This window comes from Faecalibacillus sp. TM498 (assembly GCF_020589955.1).
Lineage (GTDB): Bacteria > Bacillota_I > Bacilli_A > Erysipelotrichales > Coprobacillaceae > Faecalibacillus > Faecalibacillus intestinalis.
The window spans coordinates 1-17,536 of sequence record NZ_JAJDKB010000016.1 but is presented as its reverse complement, the minus strand read 5'-3'; the positions used below and the strand labels follow the sequence as shown (position 1 = coordinate 17,536).

Genomic DNA, 17,536 nt, shown 5'->3' with positions numbered 1-17,536 from the left:
AAAAATTCTTAATCCTCTTTTAAAGTATTATGAAACATATTTAAAAGTAATTCTACAAAGATTACAACAATCGATTGTAAATCAACAATTGATTGTTTTGATAAAGTATATCCTGGAAGAATAAGTGTATTTTCAATTAATAATTTAGGCTTTGGATTTAAAGTAATCATATACGTATTTTTAGAGGCGTTTGTAAGGTCAAAAAAACGAGAAACATTATTTTGATTACCTTCAATAGAAAAATAAATCAAAAGGTCATCTTCATGAATTGTATTATAAAGATGACTTGCTTGCATATAATCATAAGCAAAATAAGTATTAATACCTAAATCTTGTAATCCTAAAACTAAATGCTTTGCTGGTAAAGATGAATAATGAACACCAATGATATAGATGTTTTTGGTATTTTTTATTTGTTTAATAAGTTGGTTGAGCTTATTTTGATCAATGTTATTGAATTGACGAATGACTGATAAATATTTAGATGTTAATTCATCAAATAGATTTTCAGAATTTACTTCAACATGTTCTTGATGCAAATAATGAAGCATGTCAAAACGAAAATCTTTATAACCTTTATAACCTAAAACTTGACAAAATCTTAAAATTCCAGAAGTTGAAACTTGACATAGTTCAGCAATTTTAGTAATCGTCGCTGTTTCAATAGCTGTAGGGTTTTGAACAATATAATCGTAAACTTTACGTTCTGTTTTAGAAAAATCATTTTTATGTAAGTGGATGGTTTCCATTAAATTCATAGTCTCACCTCATGTTTATTTTATATAAAAATGATAAAATTGTCAAAATAATATGTAACTATTGACAAAAGAAAATAATAAGATTATGATTTATTTGTAAAAATTATCAAAACAAAATGTAAAAAGTTACAAGGAGACTATTATGAAACAATTACCAGAAGGATTTTTATGGGGTGGCGCAACTGCTGATTTCCAATATGAAGGAGGATTCAATGAAGGAGGAAGAGGACTTTTATCACATGACTTTGAAACAGATGGATCAATGGAAAATCCAAGACATCATACATTTCAAATGCCTGATGGAACAATTTTAAAACCAAGAAGTTCATTTTTCTATGCTGATCCTGTTCCTAATGAAGCGAAGCCAGTTTTTTTAGATGATGAATATTATCCAAGTCATCAAGCGGTTGATTTTTATCATCATTATAAAGAAGATATTGCTTTAATGGCAGAAATGGGATTTAATGTTTTCCGTTTTAGTATTTGTTGGAGTCGTATTTATCCTTTGGGAGACGAAGAAACACCTAATGAAGAAGGATTAAAATTTTATGATGAAGTTATTTCGGAACTTGAAAAACATCATATGGAACCACTTATTACTATTTGTCATGATGAAATGCCAATGCACTTAGCTTTAAAATATGGTGGATGGTCAAATCGTTTTGTTATTGATTGTTATGTAAAATATTGTAAAACACTCTTTGAAAGATATGGAAAACGTTGTAAATATTGGTTGACATTTAATGAAATCAATGCTGTTAGAGGATTTGGGCCATGCGGAACAAAAGAAAGTGATGGAAAAGTGAGATATCAAGCAGATCATCATATGTTTGTTGCTAGTGCTAAAGCTGTTATTTTAGGACATCAAATGATGCCAGGTAGCATGTTTGGAACAATGTATGCAATGAGTGAACTTTATCCAGCAACGTGTAAACCAGAAGATATGTTTAAACGTCTTCAAGCAAGAAGAGAAAACTGGTATTTTATTGATACGATGGCAAGAGGTTATTATCATCCTTATGCTAAAAGTGTGTGGAAACATCATGGCTTTGATTCATTAGAAATCACAGAAGAAGATAAAGAAATTTTAAAAGAAGGACAATTAGACTTTGTTTCATTTTCTTATTATCGTTCAAATACAGTAAAAAAAGATGATCCATGGTTTAATGTTGGAGGTTCTTCAAATCCTTATTTAGAAAATACACCTTGGGGATGGCCTGTTGATCCACTTGGGCTTAGACATTGTATGAATGAAATTTATGATCGTATTCAAAAACCAATTTTTATCGTAGAAAATGGTATGGGAGCTATTGATCAAGCAGATGAAAATGGATATGTTGAAGATGATTATCGTATTGATTACTTACAAAAACATTTATCAGCTATGGCTGATGCGATTAATGAAGATGGTGTTGGATGTTTAGGATATACGATGTGGGCACCAATTGATCTTGTTTCTTTATCAACTGGAGAAATGAAAAAACGTTATGGATTTATTTATGTTGATATGGATGATAAAGGAAATGGAACTTTAAAACGTACAAAGAAAAAATCATTTAATTGGATGAAACATATTATTGAAACAAATGGGGAAGCCCTTGATGAAAAGCTCTAGCAATCAGCTAGAGTTCTTTTCATTATTGACACTTCTTTATAATTCCTATAATATTAGTAGGAAAAGAGAGGTACCTTATGATTTATTTAGACTATGCAGCCAATACACCAATAGAAAAAGAAGTACTTGATACGTATTATCAAGCAACCATGAAATATTTTGCTAATCCTAATGCAAGTCATACACTAGGATTACATGCAAAAGAAGTTATTGATCAAACAACAAAGCACATTGCTGAACAATTACATGTTTTACCTGAAGAAATCATTTATACATCAGGAGCTAGTGAAGCCAATAACCTTGCAATCAAAGGTATTTTAGAAAGATATAAACATCGAGGTAAACATGTTTTAATTTCACCTTTAGAACATAATTCAATTTTATCAAGTCTTACAAAAATGCAAGAAAATGGTTTTATTGTTGAAATGATTCCTTTAAAAGAAGATGGACAAGTCAATGTTGAAAAAATGAAATCAATGATTCAAGAAGATACGATTTTAGTAAGTGTTTGTAGTGTGGATAGTGAACTTGGAATTAGACAACCGATTGAAGAAATTGGAGAAGTTTTAAAAGATTATAAATATTGTTTTTTTCATAGTGATGCTTCTCAAGCAATTGGTAAAGTAGCTATTGATTATCGAAATGTTGATTTGATTACTATTGCACCTCATAAGTTTTATGGTATGTTGGGAACTGGTATGTTAATTAAAAAGAAAAAAGTTGGTTTAAAAACACAAATTGATGGGGGAAAGTCAACAACTGTTTTTAGAAGTGGAACGCCTGAACTGGCACATATTGTATCGATTGAAAAAGCTTTAGAGATTGCTCTTTCCAAACAACAAGAACGAGAAATTTATGTAAAATCAATCAATCATCAAATGCTTGAACAATTAAAACAATATGATCAAGTATTAATAAATCGTACAAAATATTCTTTACCTCATGTTATTAATATTTCCTTAAAAGGAATGAAAGCTACAAAATTTGCACAAATGCTCGATCAACAAGGTATCTATATTTCTACTAAAACTTCATGTTGTCCTGTAGAAACACCTTCTAAAATGGTTTATGCGCTTTATCAAGATCGTCAAAGAGCGATGTCTTCTTTTAGAATTAGTTTATCGCATTTAACAACAGAAAAAGAAGTTCAAGATTTTCTAAAAATCTTTGATCAATGTTACAAGGAGTGCTTTGGAAATGGAAAAATATAAAGAAATAGAAAGAAGTATCATAAAAACATATCGTAAAGAAATTTGGTCTAAATTTATAAAAGCTGTTAAAAATTATCAACTTATCCAAGAAAATGATAAAATTATGGTTTGTATTAGCGGTGGAAAAGATTCTTTTTTAATGGCTAAGTGTATTCAAGAATTACAAAGACATGGGCGTGTTCCTTTTGAAGCTCATTATGTTGTGATGGATCCAGGATATAACAGTTATAATCGTGATTTTATTGAAGATAATGCAGATTTATTGAATGTACCTATTAAAATCTTTGAAAGTAATATTTTTGATGTGGTTTCAACAGTTGATAAAAGTCCATGTTATTTATGTGCAAAGATGAGAAGGGGCTATCTTTATAGTAAAGCACAAGAGTTAGGATGTAATAAAATTGCTTTAGGACATCACTTTGATGATGTGATTGAAACAACACTTCTTTCGATGTTTTATGGTTCTGAAATCAAAACGATGATACCTAAATTACATAGTGAAAACTTTGAGGGATTAGAGCTTATTCGCCCTTTATATTTAGTAAAAGAAGAAAGTATTATTTCTTGGCGTAAACATAATGATTTGACTTTTATCAATTGTGCATGTCGTTTTACTGAAGGATGTTCTTTAATTAATGATGGAACAAGTAAAAGAAAAGAAGTCAAAGAACTCATTAAAACAATGAAACAAGTAAACCCAAATGTTGATCAAAATATTTTTAAAGCTTTAGATAATGTTAATTTAGATTGTATTTTAGGAACGAAAAAGGATAAAGTTTACCATAGCTTTTTAGAGGATTATGAAAAATAAAGAAATTATAAAAAAAGCTTTTGAAAAATCGATACCTATTATGTGTAGTTATCTTTTTGTATCGATTGCTTATGGAGTGATGATGAACGAAGCGGGCTTTTCTTGGTATGTAGCATTACTTGTGAGTTTTTTGATTTATACGGGTGCTTTTCAATTTCTTTTGATTACTTTATTAAGTGGGGGAACTTCTTTAGTTACAATTGGTGTTACAGCTCTTTTAATGAATAGCCGACAACTTTTTTATAGTTTATCTTTTATAGATGTTTTTAATAAAATGAAGCAAAAATGGTATATGATTTTTACCATGACTGATGAAACTTATGCGGTTAATTGTAATCTAGAAGATCAAGATAAAGAACAAGTTATGTTTTATATCGCACTTTTTTCAAGATGTTATTGGCTTATTGGAACTGTTTTAGGAGCGGTACTTGGTAATTTGATTCCGTTTGATTTAACAGGAATTGATTTTTGTATGACAGCCTTGTTTATTATTATTTTTATGGATCAATTAGAGAAAAATAAAGATCATTTTCCTGCTGTTGTAGGAATTGTTATCGCTATTATTTGTTTGATTGTTTTTGGCAGTCAAAACTTTATGTTACCTTCATTGATTATTTCTTCAATGATTTTACTTGTTAAACAAGGAGGAACATCTTATGAATAGTTATGTACTTTCAGCAATTATTCTTTCTGCTTTAATTACTTTTTTATTAAGAGCTTTTCCTTTTCTTTTATTTAAAGAAAAAGAACTTCCTAAATGGTTAGAAAAACTAGAAAAGCATTTACCAATGACTATTATGGCAGTTCTTATTGTTTATTGTCTAAAAGATTTAAAAACGCAATTAACAACACTTTTTATTCCTTATCTTTTAGCGTGTTTAACAGTTGTTTTTACTTATAAATGGAAAAAGAATACTTTTTTAAGTATTATTTTATCAACTCTTGTTTACATGATTTTTATCCGTCTATAGTTTGTTAAAAATATCACAAGCTATAGATTTTTTATTTTGGTAGTGCTATAATTATATCAACACTTAAAAATTGTATTTAAGGAGGAAATATAAATGGGATTTTTAACAGGTAAAACAGCAATTATTACAGGAGCAGGACGTGCTGTCTTAGAAGATGGAAGTTGTGGTTCTATTGGTTATGGAATTGCGACAGCTTATGCTAAAGAAGGAGCTAATCTTGTCATTACAGGACGTAATGTTAAAAAATTAGAAGCTGCTAAAGAAGAATTAGAAAGATTATATGGTATCAAAGTTTTAACAGTTCAAGCAGATGTCAATGCTGGTGCTGATAATGAAGCCGTTGTTAACAATGTTGTTAAACAAGCAATGGATACTTATGGAAGAATCGATGTTTTGATCAATAATGCGCAAGCATCAGCATCAGGAGTAACATTAGCTGATCATACAACAGAACAATTTGATCTAGCAATGTATTCAGGACTCTATGCAGCCTTCTATTATATGAAAGCATGTTATCCATATTTAAAAGAAACAAAAGGATCAGTTGTCAACTTTGCTTCAGGAGCAGGATTATTTGGAAACTATGGACAATGTTCATATGCTGCTGCCAAAGAAGGAATCCGTGGATTAACACGTGTAGCTGCTAATGAATGGGCAAAAGATGGAATCAATGTCAATGTGGTATGTCCTTTAGCTTGGACGGCACAATTAGAACAATTTGAAAAAGCATATCCAGAAGCCTTCAAAGCAAATGTTAAAACACCACCAATGGGACATTTTGGAAATAATGAATTAGAAATTGGACGTGTCTGTGTACAACTTGCTAATCCTGATTTTAAATATATGACAGGAGAAACACTTACATTAGAAGGTGGACTTGGATTAAGACCTTAATAATTAATCACTCTTAGGAGTGATTTTTTTATGTATTCTTTTATAATGAATATATAGGAAAGAAGGAATGGTTATGAAGTATGCATTAATTAATGGAAAAATTTTAAATGGTCATCAGGATATGGAAGTAGAGACAGGGAAAGCAATTTTTATTGAAAATGAAAAAATTGTGGCTATTGAACCTTATCGTAATTTAGATAAATCTTATCAAATTATTGATTTACAAGGAAAATATATTTTACCAGGACTCATCAACATGCATGTTCATCTTGCAGGAAATGGAAAACCACAAAAGAAACAAAAAGATAATGAAAAGACAGTTAAAATGTTGATGTCTAATCCATTATCACGAAAAATTACGTATAAAGTGGTTTCTAATTTCGCTAAGATCGAATTAATGAGTGGGGTAACAACAATTCGTACAGTTGGAGGAATTGCTCATTATGATTCTAAATTAAGAGATGAAATTTTAAAGAGAAAAGTTATTGGTCCAAGAATTGTTGCCAGCAATGAGGGAATTTCTGTTCCTCATGGTCATATGGCAGGATCAGTCGCCATTGCTGCCCATAATAATGAAGAAGCTCTAGCCTTAGTGGATAAAGCAAAAAGTCAAAATGTTGATTTGATTAAACTTATGATTACTGGCGGGGTTTTAGATGCAAAAGAAAAAGGTGTGCCTGGCGAATTAAAAATGCCTCCTGAAATGGTAAAAGCTGTTTGTGATAGAGCACATCAACTTGGTTATAAAGTAGCTGCTCATGTTGAATCATCTGAAGGGGTACGAGTAGCTTTAGAAAATGGTGTTGATTCGATTGAACATGGAGCAAAATTAGATGATGAAATGATTGCTTTATTTAAAGAAAAGAAGGCTTTTTTATGTACGACGATTTCACCAGCACTTCCGTTTGCGTTGTTTGATCCAAGTATTTCCAATATTTCAGAAATAGAAAAATACAATGGTGAACTCGTTTTCAATGGTATTATTGATTGTGCAAAGCAAGCATTAGAAAATGATATACCTGTTGTTTTAGGAAATGATGTAGGATGTCCATGGGTGAGTCAATATGACTTTTGGCGAGAACTTTATTATTTCCATAAATATATTGGTGTTTCTAATCGTTTTGCTTTATATACAGCAACTTCACTTGCTTCTAAATACGCTGGTCTTGAAAATATTACAGGAAGTATTGATGTTGGTAAGGATGCAGATATGATCGTTGTAAGTGAAAATCCTTTAGATGATTTAAAAGCTTTAAGATATGTTGAAAAAGTATTTACACGTGGTAAATTAATTGATCATCCAAAGGTAAAAATCAATAAAACAGTAGAAATAGAATTAGATAAGTATTTATAAGGAGTTAGTTATGAACAGAAAATTTTTCTTTTTTGACATTGATGGAACATTAGCAGTAGGAACACCAGGAAGACAATACATTCCTGAATCAACAAAAAAAGCAATTCGCATGTTAAAAGAACAAGGTCATTTTGTGGCTATTGCGACAGGAAGAAGTTATGCAATGGCAGTCGATCATATGAGAAGTCTAGGTTTTGAAAATATGGTGAGTGATGGTGGTAATGGAATTACAATTGATAATGAACTTATTACCATTAAACCATTAGATTATCAAAAATGTTTAAATCTCATAGATGAATGTAAAGAAAAAGGATTTATTTGGGCTATTTCACCAGATAATAAAACAAGAAGATTGGCACCGGATTCTCGCTTTTATGATTTTACACATGATGTCTATATGGATACTGAGGTTGTAGATGGTCTTGATCCTAGAAATTATGATCAAATTTTTAAAGTTTATGTAGCTTGTTTTGCACCTGAGGAACAAAAATTAGAAACACTAAAAGAATTACCTTGGTGTCGTTTCCATAAAGAATATTTATTTGTAGAACCAGGTGATAAATCAGTTGGTATTAAAATGATGGTTGATCATTTTAAAGGTGATTATAAAGATATCGTTGTTTTTGGTGATGAAAAAAATGATTTAAGTATGTTTAGAGATGAATGGACAAGTATTGCGATGGGAAATGCTATTGATGAATTAAAAGAAAAAGCAACTTATGTAACTACACCATGTGATCAAGATGGTATTTATAATGCTTGTGTACATTTTGGGTGGATCCAAGAATAATTTCATTTTTTCTAAAAAAATTGAAAAACTTCAAGACTTTGTCACGCATTTATTTATGTCACTTTTGAAAAGTTAGAAAAGATATTTAATTTAAATAGAAATTTTGATATGTGGTTGACTAATAAGACTTTTCATACTGTTGGTTATTAAGATCATAAACAATATCTTCAATATCCTGCAACTTTTTGTAATGTATAAAAATCTTATGATAAAGGAAATTGCGTGGCAAGATATCATTTTTTACAATGTCCTGATGCTGAGTTTACGAAGAAATATAATTTAATGCATGTACTTCTACTATTTTGTAATGCTGATTATTGGGGAATCAGCCAACTTCATGGAACACTTATTCATCAAGGAACTTGTGTAAACTGTGATAAGTGTGATTATTGTATTGTTGGTAGTAAAAGTCCAATGGCAAAGAAATACGAAATAGTAAAAGATGAAAACGGATTTTTAGTGAGTCAAAAGATTTAATGATATGTTGGAGGAAAATCATGGAAAAATTATTTTTTGATACAGAAAAAGATGGTTTCTATGGGACTTATTATATAAACCCCAAGGAATCTTATTGTGCAATGATTGGAATGTTTGGGGATGATCCTAATGATTATATGGCAAAGTGTGGTGCTAAATGGCTTCATAAAAATGGTGTCAATGTTCTTTGCATGTCACCGAGTAAGAAAGATTATAGTCATGTCAATTATCCGTTAGAAAGAATAGAAACAGCGATTCAATGGTTAAAAAATAACGGAAATAAAAAAATTGGTATTGTAGGAATGAGTACAACGGGGATGGATGCACTTGTGGCTGCTTCATTTTTTTCGGATATTACTTTGACCTTTGCACTTACACCAAGTGATTTTATATGGCAAGGATTTGAACAAGGAAATAAAGATGGTTGTAAAGAATGGCCAATTCCCGGTGCATCAACACTTTCTTGGAAAGGGCAACCTTTAGCGTATATGCCATTTGTGTATGAACATCCAATTTATTGGCAAAAGGTTGAAGAAGAAACAAAAGGTTCTGGAGATATTGAACGAAGCACATGTTTATTTATTGATTCTGAAAAAGCAAGAGAACATACAGAGGAAGAAATGATTAAAGTTGAAAATATAAAAGGAAGTTTATTTCTTGTTGGGGCAGATGATGATTCTTTCTGGGAAACAGGAAAATATATTCGACGTATGGATCAACGTTTAAAAACACATCCTCACAGTTGTGAGTATACAACGCTTGTTTATGAACACGGAACACATTTTGTTTTACCAGAATCTTTACTTCGTAAAGCTTTACCGATAGGGCTTAAATTTGTTTTACGTTTTATTTTTAAAGCGGCTAAAGATTATCCTAATGAATGTGAAGCAACAAGAAAAGATATTGATGAAAAACTTTCAAATGCTTTAGAAAAATGGTGTAAAGAATAAAATTAAATGATGAGAATACGGAGTATATAGCTCCGTATTTTTTAAACTATGAAATTTAATAGTTACTACAAAAAAGAACACCTTTAATTTATATTTTAAAAAAAGAAATTGAGGGTGATTTTTAGATGGCAAAATATAAGAAAAAAATAGATGATGATATACGTTGTCCTCTTGAATATGGACTTACCTTATTTGGTGGAAAATGGCGTTCACGTATTATCTGTGTATTATTCGCTCATAAAAAATTACGATATAGTGAAATTCGCAAAGAAATGTATAATATTACAGATGCAGTACTGGCATCAACGTTAAAAGATTTAATAGAAGATGGTCTTATTGATTGAAAATCTTATGATGAAATTCCACTAAGGGTCGAGTATTCTTTAACGGAAAAGGAGGTATCTGTTGTTCCAATTCTACAAAGTATTTGTAAGTGGTCAGGAATTTTTTATAAAGAAGATAATGAAAATGAAATGGTTCAATGTCAAAAATGTGATCACCATGGATAGGAGAAAGTATGTTAAAATATACAGAAGAAAAAATATTTACACAAGAACAAGTACAACAATTATTTTTATCAATTAACTGGGTTTCTGGAAATTATCCTAAACGCTTATGAATTCTTCAACGGTACTTACTGTATGGGATGGTGATTTTCTTGTTGGGCTTATAAGAGTGTTAGATGATACGGAAATGTTAGCGCAGATCCATTATGTTCTTGTTCATCCTGACTATCAACGAAAGGAAATTGCAAGTAAAATGATTGGCTATATTAAGGAAAAATATAAAGATTTTATGTATCTTGAAGTGATGCCAGAAGATAAAAATAATATGTTGTTTTATAAGAAAAATGGCATTACGTTAATGGAAAATGAAATAGCAATGCAAATATGCAATGATATTCATGAATAGAATTAATAATGAAGAGAAAATACTTTTTAAAGTAGAGTACTCTTCATGTTTTTTGTTTATAATTAAAAGTATAGAAAAGGTTGACTCTCCCCTTAGGGGATAATCTATTATATAAAACAGAAAGGAATGTAACAATGTTAAAAATTGGTGAATTTTCAAAACTATCATATTTAACAATCAAAGCATTGCGCTTTTATGAAAAAGAGGGTCTTTTAATTCCTCAAAAAGTAGATCAGAAAACAGGTTATCGTTTTTATAAGACAAGTCAATTAACCGATGCAGCAATGATTAAGTCCTATAGACAATTAGGACTAACGATTGAAGAAATTAAAGAAATCTACAGTGGGGCAGATAAAAAGAAAATACTTATTTCTAAAGCAAAGATGTTAGAAAATCAAAAAAAAGACATTGAAGCATGTCTTTCTATCATTAATCATATTTTGGAAAGTGATGAAATGAGCTATCAAGTAACTGTAAAAGAAATACCTGAAACAATTGTTTATTATAGTGAAGTGAAAGTGAAAAAATACTCAGATATGATGAAAGTTATTCCAAGTCTAAAAAAAGAATGTCTAGAACTGAATCCACAAATAAAATGTACAAAACCATCTTATGAGTTTTGTGAATATTTAGATAAAGAACATAAGGAAACAGATATCATGATTTGCCGTTATGAGGCAGTAGAAAGCATCGGGAAAGAAAGTGCTCGAATTAAATTTAAAAAACTTCCAGCGACAAAGGCATTAAGTCTTTTTTATAAAGGTGCCTATGATGAAATTGGTGAAGCATATAGTTTTCTTATGAAATGTGTAGAAGATAATGATTATCATGTAAGTGGTCTTGCTAGAGAATGTTATATTGATGGTATTTGGAATAAAAAATCGGTTGATGAATGGCTCACAGAAATTCAACTTCCAATTATTTAGGAGATTAGAAAAATGACTTTTGATTTTAAAAAAGAATATAAAGAATATTATAGACCTAAAAATAAGCCTGAAATTATTAATATTCCGCAATTTAATTTTATTGCGATAAGAGGTAAAGGAAATCCTAATGAAGAAAATGGCATGTATCAACAAGCGATTCATATACTCTATGCTGTTGCTTATACATTAAAAATGAGTTATAAGACGGAATATAAAATAAAAGGCTTTTATGAATATGTTGTTCCACCACTTGAAGGCTTTTGGTGGCAAGAAGATAAGAAAAATGTGGATTATTTACATAAAGAAAAGTTTCATTGGATTTCAGTTATTAGATTGCCTGATTTTATTTCTAAAAAAGATTTTGATTGGGCAGTAGAGAGAGCGTCTATAAAAAAGAAAATAGATTGTTCAAAAGTAGAATTTTTTACTTTTGAAGAAGGTCTATGTGTTCAAATGATGCATCAGGGTTCTTTTGATGAAGAAGAAACTACGGTAGAAATAATGAATCAATATCTTCAAGAAAAAGGCTATCGAAATGATTTTAATAAATCAAGATTACATCATGAAATTTATTTATCGGATGCTCGTAAAGTGATACCAGAAAAATGGAAAACAGTGATTAGACATCCAATATGTAAAATTGATAAAAAATATGAATAAAGGGTTATTAAGATAAATGTATTGCATCTTATGTAAGAAGAAGGTTCTTTTGATTTTGTATTTTTAGATGAAGGTATTGATATGATACAAGAATCACAACATACTTTTATAGACAGTATAAAACTATAAAAGAAGTAATTGATACAGGAACACTTATCATGATGTTGACTAAAGCAGGTGCAGTTCTTTATTTTGAAAAGAAAAATATCACAAAAAGTCAATATGAAGGAATAAAAGAAATATTTGAAAAGAATAATATACTTTGCAAAATGAAAAAAATTAATTTCTAAAGAAAAATTAGATTCAAGACTGTTGAAAAAATCAACAGTTTTTCTTTTAGAAAGCAAAAATATTATATATATATATGTTATGGTTATTATTGTTTTAATTATGCTAAATTTGAAGCATATATCTTATGACGAAAATTAACCACTTATGTATATATTCTTTTAATAAATACGGTAATTAAATATAATTAATTATTATAGGAGGATTTATTGATGGAAATTAAGAAAAAATATATTATAGGAATTAGTGTTTGTGTTTTACTGATAGTTTCTGTGTTCTTTATATTTAATCAGGGAAAAAGCAATGAACAAGTTATTACAGAATATTTTGAACTTTTAAAAAAGAAAGATTATAAACAAATGTATCAAATGTTAGATCAAAAAACGGTTTATACACCTACACAGAAGTACTTTGTTGAAAAATATAAAGAAATCTATGATGATATAGGTGCAAATAATATACAAGTAAAAATATTAGACGAAAAAAATGATATAGTTAAATATCAAATATCCATAGACACTGTGGCTGGAATAATTGAATATAAAAATAAAATTGGAATTAGAAACGAACAAATTCAATTCAATAACAATCTTATTATGAAAGACTATAAAGATGGTTGCAAAATCAAAGCAACAACATATAATCCTGAAAAAAGAGGACGTATTTTAGATAGAAATGGAAAAGTACTTGCAGAAGATGAAAAGGGATATTCAGTTGGTCTTGTAAAAGGAAAGCTTAACGGTGAAAATGATTATGGACAAATCGCCAAATATTTAGAAACAGATGTTGAAACTATTCAAAAGAAAATGAGTGCTTCTTGGATCAAGGATGATTCATTTGTGCCGATTAAAACTGTTTCTGAAATCACAAAAAATGGTTTGGTCTATAATGGCATTTTAAATATCAGTGGTGTTAAAATTTCAACAGTCGGTATTCGTACTTATCCTTATGATAAAGTAGCTTCACATATTATAGGATATGTTCAAAATGTTAATGCTGAAGATTTAAAAAAACATAAAAATGAAGGTTACAATTCAACTTCAGTCATTGGAAGAAGTGGGATTGAAGCGGTTTATGAAAAACAATTAAGGGGAAGTAGTTCAGGAAAAATAGATCTTGTTAATAAAAATGATAAAGTTATTGAAAATCTTTGTGCAATAGAGATTGATGAAGGCCCTCAAGATATTACTCTAACAATTGATATTGATTTACAACAAAGTCTTTATAATGAATATCAAAATGATAAAAGTGCATCTGTTGCTATCAATCCAAAACCAGGAGAAGTGTTAGCACTTGTATCAACACCATCCTATTCAAACAATGATTTTGTTTTAGGACTATCAACAGATAAATGGGATGCTTTAAATAATGATGTCAACCAACCTTTGATGAGTCGTTATAAACAAACCTATATACCTGGTTCATCTATGAAGCCTATTACGGCAGCTATTGGTTTAGAAACAAAGATCATTGATCCTGATAAGGATTTAGGTGCTAAAGATAAATGGCAAAAGGACTCAAGTTGGGGTAATTATTATGTAACAACATTACACGCTCCTTCACCTAATAATTTAAAGAATGCAATCACATATTCAGATAATGTTTATTTTGCAAGAAGTGCGTTAAATATTGGAAAAGAGAATTTATTTAAATATTATAAAAATTTAAAGATCGGTGAAAAGATTCCTTTTGAACTGGCTTTAAATAGAAGTCAGTATATCAATAAAAATCAAAAAGTAAATGATCAATTAATTGCAGATAGTGGTTATGGACAAGGACAAATTTTGATGAATCCTGTACAACTTGCAAGTATTTATAGTGCCTTTGTTAATAATGGTTCAATTTATAGTCCACATCTTGTAAAAAAAGGAGAGCGAATGTGGATGCAAAGAGTTTTCAGTGATAAAACAATAAAAACAATCAAAGAAGATCTCATTAATGTTATTGCAGATGAAAATGGAACAGGACATAGCATCTTTCATGATAATGTGATTCTTGCAGGAAAAACAGGAACAGCAGAAATCAAACAAAGCCAAAGTGATACGACAGGAAAGGAGCTTGGCTGGTTTATAGTAATGACAACAGATAGCAAACAACCTCTTTTAATAACAACATTGGTAGAAGACGTTAAGGATAGAGGTGGTAGTGGTTATGTTGTTGAACATACAAAAACACCTTTAGATTTATATCTTTCTAAATAGTATTATCATATTTTGTTTTGAAATTAAATGATATTTTTAAAATAGAAGATTGATTACTTTATTCCAAACAAAATCAACTAGTGAAATAAAAGATTACATGGATATGCACTTCAAAGATTGGGCAAAAATTTATAATTTAAAAAATCTATGTATCACATTAGAAGATAGCATGGTAAGGTTAGCTAAAAAGAAAGTAAAAAAACATGAAGTCTTAAAATCAAAGTTTCTCATAAAGGGAAACTTTTTTTAATTAATAATAATTATAAGTTTGCTTCTTTATTTATAGGAATTTATAAGTTGTATAAAAATAGAGAAAAAAATAAAAATCACTCAATTTTTACAACATGTAAGTTTGAATGATTTTTATATATTATTAATAATAAAGTTTAATATTATATGAAAATTACATACTGTTATGGTAGAAGAGATAGAATGAATTCTATAGGTAATAGCACGCTAGTTTTTAGTACTTTTTATGCTTATGCTCAAATATATTATGACAATACAGGAAAATTAAAGAATCATGCCAATATATTATATGGGTCACGTGTTATTGTTTTTTTGTATTGTTTTTAAAAATAATCGTTGTGATAAATTCTTGAGAATTGGTATCAAATTTAAATTGTGCAAAACCATTATATTTTTTGGCGGCTTTTTGGATGTTAGTTAATCCAAAGCCATGATTAGCATTATCTTTTTTTGTTGAAATAAATGATCCATTTATTTCGGTTGCATATACACAACTGTTAGTAATTTTAATAATTTGATATTGATTATTGGTTTTTGTTTGTATTTTTATATACCTATCTTTACATTCTTCACAAGAATTTATAGCATTGTCAATAATGTTAGCATAAATGGTATTTAAGTCCATGGCGTTGATAAAACTTAAATCTAAGGGCCTGATTTCAAAATACATTTTAATATTAAAAAAATAAATTTTATGCAATCTACTTGTTAAAACTAAATCAATAAATTCGTCACCACTTCTAATATCTGAAAGCTCGCAAGTTTTATCATATAAAGAATTAACAAATTCATATGCTTCATCATACTTTTTTAAATAAAGCATACTCTTTAATGTTGAAAAATGATGTTTTAAATCATGTCGATATGCTTTGAAATCATAAATATTCTTTTTTAAAGAAGTATAATATTGTTCATTTTCTTTTATTCGCATTTTTTCAAAATCAAGTTCTTTTTTTATTTTATTTTTTTTAATGGTTTCTCCAAAAATATAAAAAGAGATGAGATTTGATATGATCAATAAGACTAACGAGAAAATTGTTAAAGCTGAATTTTTAGAATTTATAATGATTTCACCATTGCTTACATAAATAAAAATAATTATTGATAATGGTTGAAAAGATAAGAGTAAAGAATTTTTAAAATCAATATAATCTTCATCAATAATATATTTATATTTTTTAATTAGAAAAATAAATAAAAATAAAACAAACTTGCTAAAAAACATTTGTAAAAGTTCATTTTCATTTGCTAAAGGAAACAATTGAAAAATATGATATGTAATAGATTCAGAAAAAATCGATAGTCCTTCATAGATACTTAAAGAAAGTAATTTATAGATTAATTTTGAATTTGAAAATTTTAATATCAGTATTAAGTATGTAAAAAAAGAAATAGCAATATTTATTTGAATATTATTAAAGAAATTAGATAGACATTTTGTTAGAAAACATAATGTGTAGATGATGGTATATTCATGTTTATTATTGTTATTTGGTGAAAGTAGTGATTTATAGAAAAATGTAAAGATAAGTAGTTCAAGTACATTTGAAAAAAGTATCGTCATCATCATAATGTATCTCCTAACATATTCATGAACTTTTCTTCAAATTCTTTTCTATATTTACGAGATAAATAGACAGAATCTCCATTTTTTAAAATAACAATATCTTTTTCTATAGAAGAAACATATTTTAGATTTACCAAAACACCTTTGTATGTCAAATAAAAATAATATTCATTTAATAATAACATCCATTCTTTCATTGATTTTCTGATGGTGATTGTAAATTTGTTTTTTAAATGGATTGTTGATAAGTGACCGGTCATATCGATATAGCATATGTCTAAAATATTAATAGTATACTTTTTTTGTTGACAATCGATGAGGGTTATTTGAGCTTCTTTTTCATTTTTTCTTATTTCATCTAAATATTCAAAAAGTTTTTGTTTGTTAATAGGTTTTACTAAATATCTAAAGGCATTGACTTCAAATGCTTCAATGCTATATTCAGGATTGATAGAACAAAAAATAATTTTTACGTCTTTGTTTATATTATGTATCTCTTTAGCGAGTTGAATACCTGTTAAATCATCTAAAAGAACATCTAAAATAATATAATTAAAATCATCAATGCAGTGGAGCAGCTCTTTGTAGTCTTGATAAGTAAAAATTTCAAAAAAATAATTATTTTTTTTACAATATTCTAATACTAATTTTTTGATTTGTAATAAATCATTTTTTTCATTATCACATATGGCTAATTTCATCTATGATCACCCTTTTTCTTTGCAAACTAAATATATCTTATTATTATCAATATTTTTTGGCAATACTCAATTTATTTATTTTAAATTCTTATGATTTTATGAGAAAAAATAATGTTTGACATTGGCATAAATATATAGTACCTGACTTTGGTATCCAGCATTAAAATATAGTGATAGTAAAAAAGCAGTAGGAATTCAAGA

At 28.5% G+C, this 17,536-nt stretch carries 17 protein-coding genes and 1 pseudogene; 15 read left to right on the top strand and 3 right to left on the bottom strand.

Going from position 1 to position 17,536, the window contains the following annotated elements; translation table 11 throughout:
• Nucleotides 1-8: 8 nt before the first annotated feature.
• A complete protein-coding gene (locus tag LJD32_RS06745) occupies nucleotides 9-758 on the bottom strand; it encodes a MurR/RpiR family transcriptional regulator (protein ID WP_227392004.1) in 750 nt (249 codons plus the stop codon).
• A gap of 142 nt (nucleotides 759-900) precedes the next feature.
• On the opposite strand from LJD32_RS06745, the gene LJD32_RS06740 reads away from it, so the two are divergent.
• From LJD32_RS06740 to LJD32_RS06670, 15 genes and pseudogenes are all read left to right on the top strand, one after another.
• The gene (locus LJD32_RS06740) at nucleotides 901-2,373 is read left to right on the top strand and encodes a glycoside hydrolase family 1 protein (RefSeq protein WP_227392003.1); all 1,473 of its coding nucleotides are present in this window, start codon (nucleotides 901-903) and stop codon (nucleotides 2,371-2,373) included.
• A gap of 77 nt (nucleotides 2,374-2,450) precedes the next feature.
• Entirely contained in the window at nucleotides 2,451-3,584 is a 1,134-nt protein-coding gene (locus LJD32_RS06735; protein ID WP_227392002.1) for a cysteine desulfurase family protein, read from the top strand.
• Nucleotides 3,571-4,395, top strand: coding sequence for an ATP-binding protein (locus LJD32_RS06730; protein ID WP_227392001.1), 825 nt, complete (start codon nucleotides 3,571-3,573; stop codon nucleotides 4,393-4,395). Before LJD32_RS06735 ends, LJD32_RS06730 begins: the two co-directional genes overlap by 14 nt.
• On the top strand, nucleotides 4,385-5,059 hold the full coding sequence (locus tag LJD32_RS06725; protein WP_227392000.1) for an AzlC family ABC transporter permease: 675 nt from the start codon (nucleotides 4,385-4,387) through the stop codon (nucleotides 5,057-5,059). Before LJD32_RS06730 ends, LJD32_RS06725 begins: the two co-directional genes overlap by 11 nt.
• Nucleotides 5,052-5,366, top strand: a complete 315-nt coding sequence (locus tag LJD32_RS06720; RefSeq protein ID WP_022001165.1) for a branched-chain amino acid transporter permease — start codon at nucleotides 5,052-5,054, stop codon at nucleotides 5,364-5,366. The genes LJD32_RS06725 and LJD32_RS06720 overlap by 8 nt, the downstream gene beginning before the upstream one ends.
• A 93-nt stretch (nucleotides 5,367-5,459) precedes the next feature.
• Nucleotides 5,460-6,260, top strand: a complete 801-nt coding sequence (locus LJD32_RS06715) for an SDR family NAD(P)-dependent oxidoreductase (protein ID WP_032091392.1) — start codon at nucleotides 5,460-5,462, stop codon at nucleotides 6,258-6,260.
• 73 nt (nucleotides 6,261-6,333) lie between these two features.
• Complete coding sequence (locus LJD32_RS06710) at nucleotides 6,334-7,614, top strand: amidohydrolase family protein (RefSeq protein ID WP_227391999.1); 1,281 nt, start codon at nucleotides 6,334-6,336, stop codon at nucleotides 7,612-7,614.
• 10 nt (nucleotides 7,615-7,624) lie between these two features.
• Nucleotides 7,625-8,404: an HAD-IIB family hydrolase gene (locus LJD32_RS06705; protein ID WP_227391998.1), complete on the top strand. Its 780-nt coding sequence runs from the start codon at nucleotides 7,625-7,627 to the stop codon at nucleotides 8,402-8,404.
• Between the two features lie 222 nt (nucleotides 8,405-8,626).
• Nucleotides 8,627-8,881 carry a hypothetical protein gene (locus tag LJD32_RS06700; protein WP_227391997.1) on the top strand — a complete coding sequence of 85 codons (255 nt, stop codon included), beginning with the start codon at nucleotides 8,627-8,629 and terminating at the stop codon, nucleotides 8,879-8,881.
• A gap of 20 nt (nucleotides 8,882-8,901) precedes the next feature.
• Nucleotides 8,902-9,831: an acyl-CoA thioester hydrolase/BAAT C-terminal domain-containing protein gene (locus tag LJD32_RS06695; RefSeq protein ID WP_227391996.1), complete on the top strand. Its 930-nt coding sequence runs from the start codon at nucleotides 8,902-8,904 to the stop codon at nucleotides 9,829-9,831.
• Nucleotides 9,832-9,956: 125 nt separating this feature from the next.
• A pseudogene (locus tag LJD32_RS06690) lies at nucleotides 9,957-10,340 on the top strand (winged helix-turn-helix transcriptional regulator).
• A 106-nt stretch (nucleotides 10,341-10,446) separates the two neighbouring features.
• Nucleotides 10,447-10,743, top strand: a complete 297-nt coding sequence (locus LJD32_RS06685) for a GNAT family N-acetyltransferase (RefSeq protein ID WP_227391995.1) — start codon at nucleotides 10,447-10,449, stop codon at nucleotides 10,741-10,743.
• Between the two features lie 134 nt (nucleotides 10,744-10,877).
• A complete protein-coding gene (locus tag LJD32_RS06680) occupies nucleotides 10,878-11,669 on the top strand; it encodes a MerR family transcriptional regulator (RefSeq protein ID WP_227391994.1) in 792 nt (263 codons plus the stop codon).
• A 12-nt stretch (nucleotides 11,670-11,681) separates the two neighbouring features.
• On the top strand, nucleotides 11,682-12,329 hold the full coding sequence (locus LJD32_RS06675; RefSeq protein ID WP_175300714.1) for a GyrI-like domain-containing protein: 648 nt from the start codon (nucleotides 11,682-11,684) through the stop codon (nucleotides 12,327-12,329).
• A gap of 500 nt (nucleotides 12,330-12,829) precedes the next feature.
• Nucleotides 12,830-14,818: a penicillin-binding transpeptidase domain-containing protein gene (locus tag LJD32_RS06670; protein ID WP_227391993.1), complete on the top strand. Its 1,989-nt coding sequence runs from the start codon at nucleotides 12,830-12,832 to the stop codon at nucleotides 14,816-14,818.
• Nucleotides 14,819-15,368: 550 nt separating this feature from the next.
• Here LJD32_RS06670 and LJD32_RS06665 read toward each other — a convergent pair.
• Nucleotides 15,369-16,637, bottom strand: coding sequence for a sensor histidine kinase (locus LJD32_RS06665; RefSeq protein ID WP_227391992.1), 1,269 nt, complete (start codon nucleotides 16,635-16,637; stop codon nucleotides 15,369-15,371).
• Nucleotides 16,634-17,335 (bottom strand): LytR/AlgR family response regulator transcription factor, encoded by a 702-nt coding sequence (locus tag LJD32_RS06660; RefSeq protein WP_032091384.1) that lies wholly within the window; start codon nucleotides 17,333-17,335, stop codon nucleotides 16,634-16,636. The genes LJD32_RS06665 and LJD32_RS06660 overlap by 4 nt, the downstream gene beginning before the upstream one ends.
• Nucleotides 17,336-17,536: the final 201 nt, after the last annotated feature.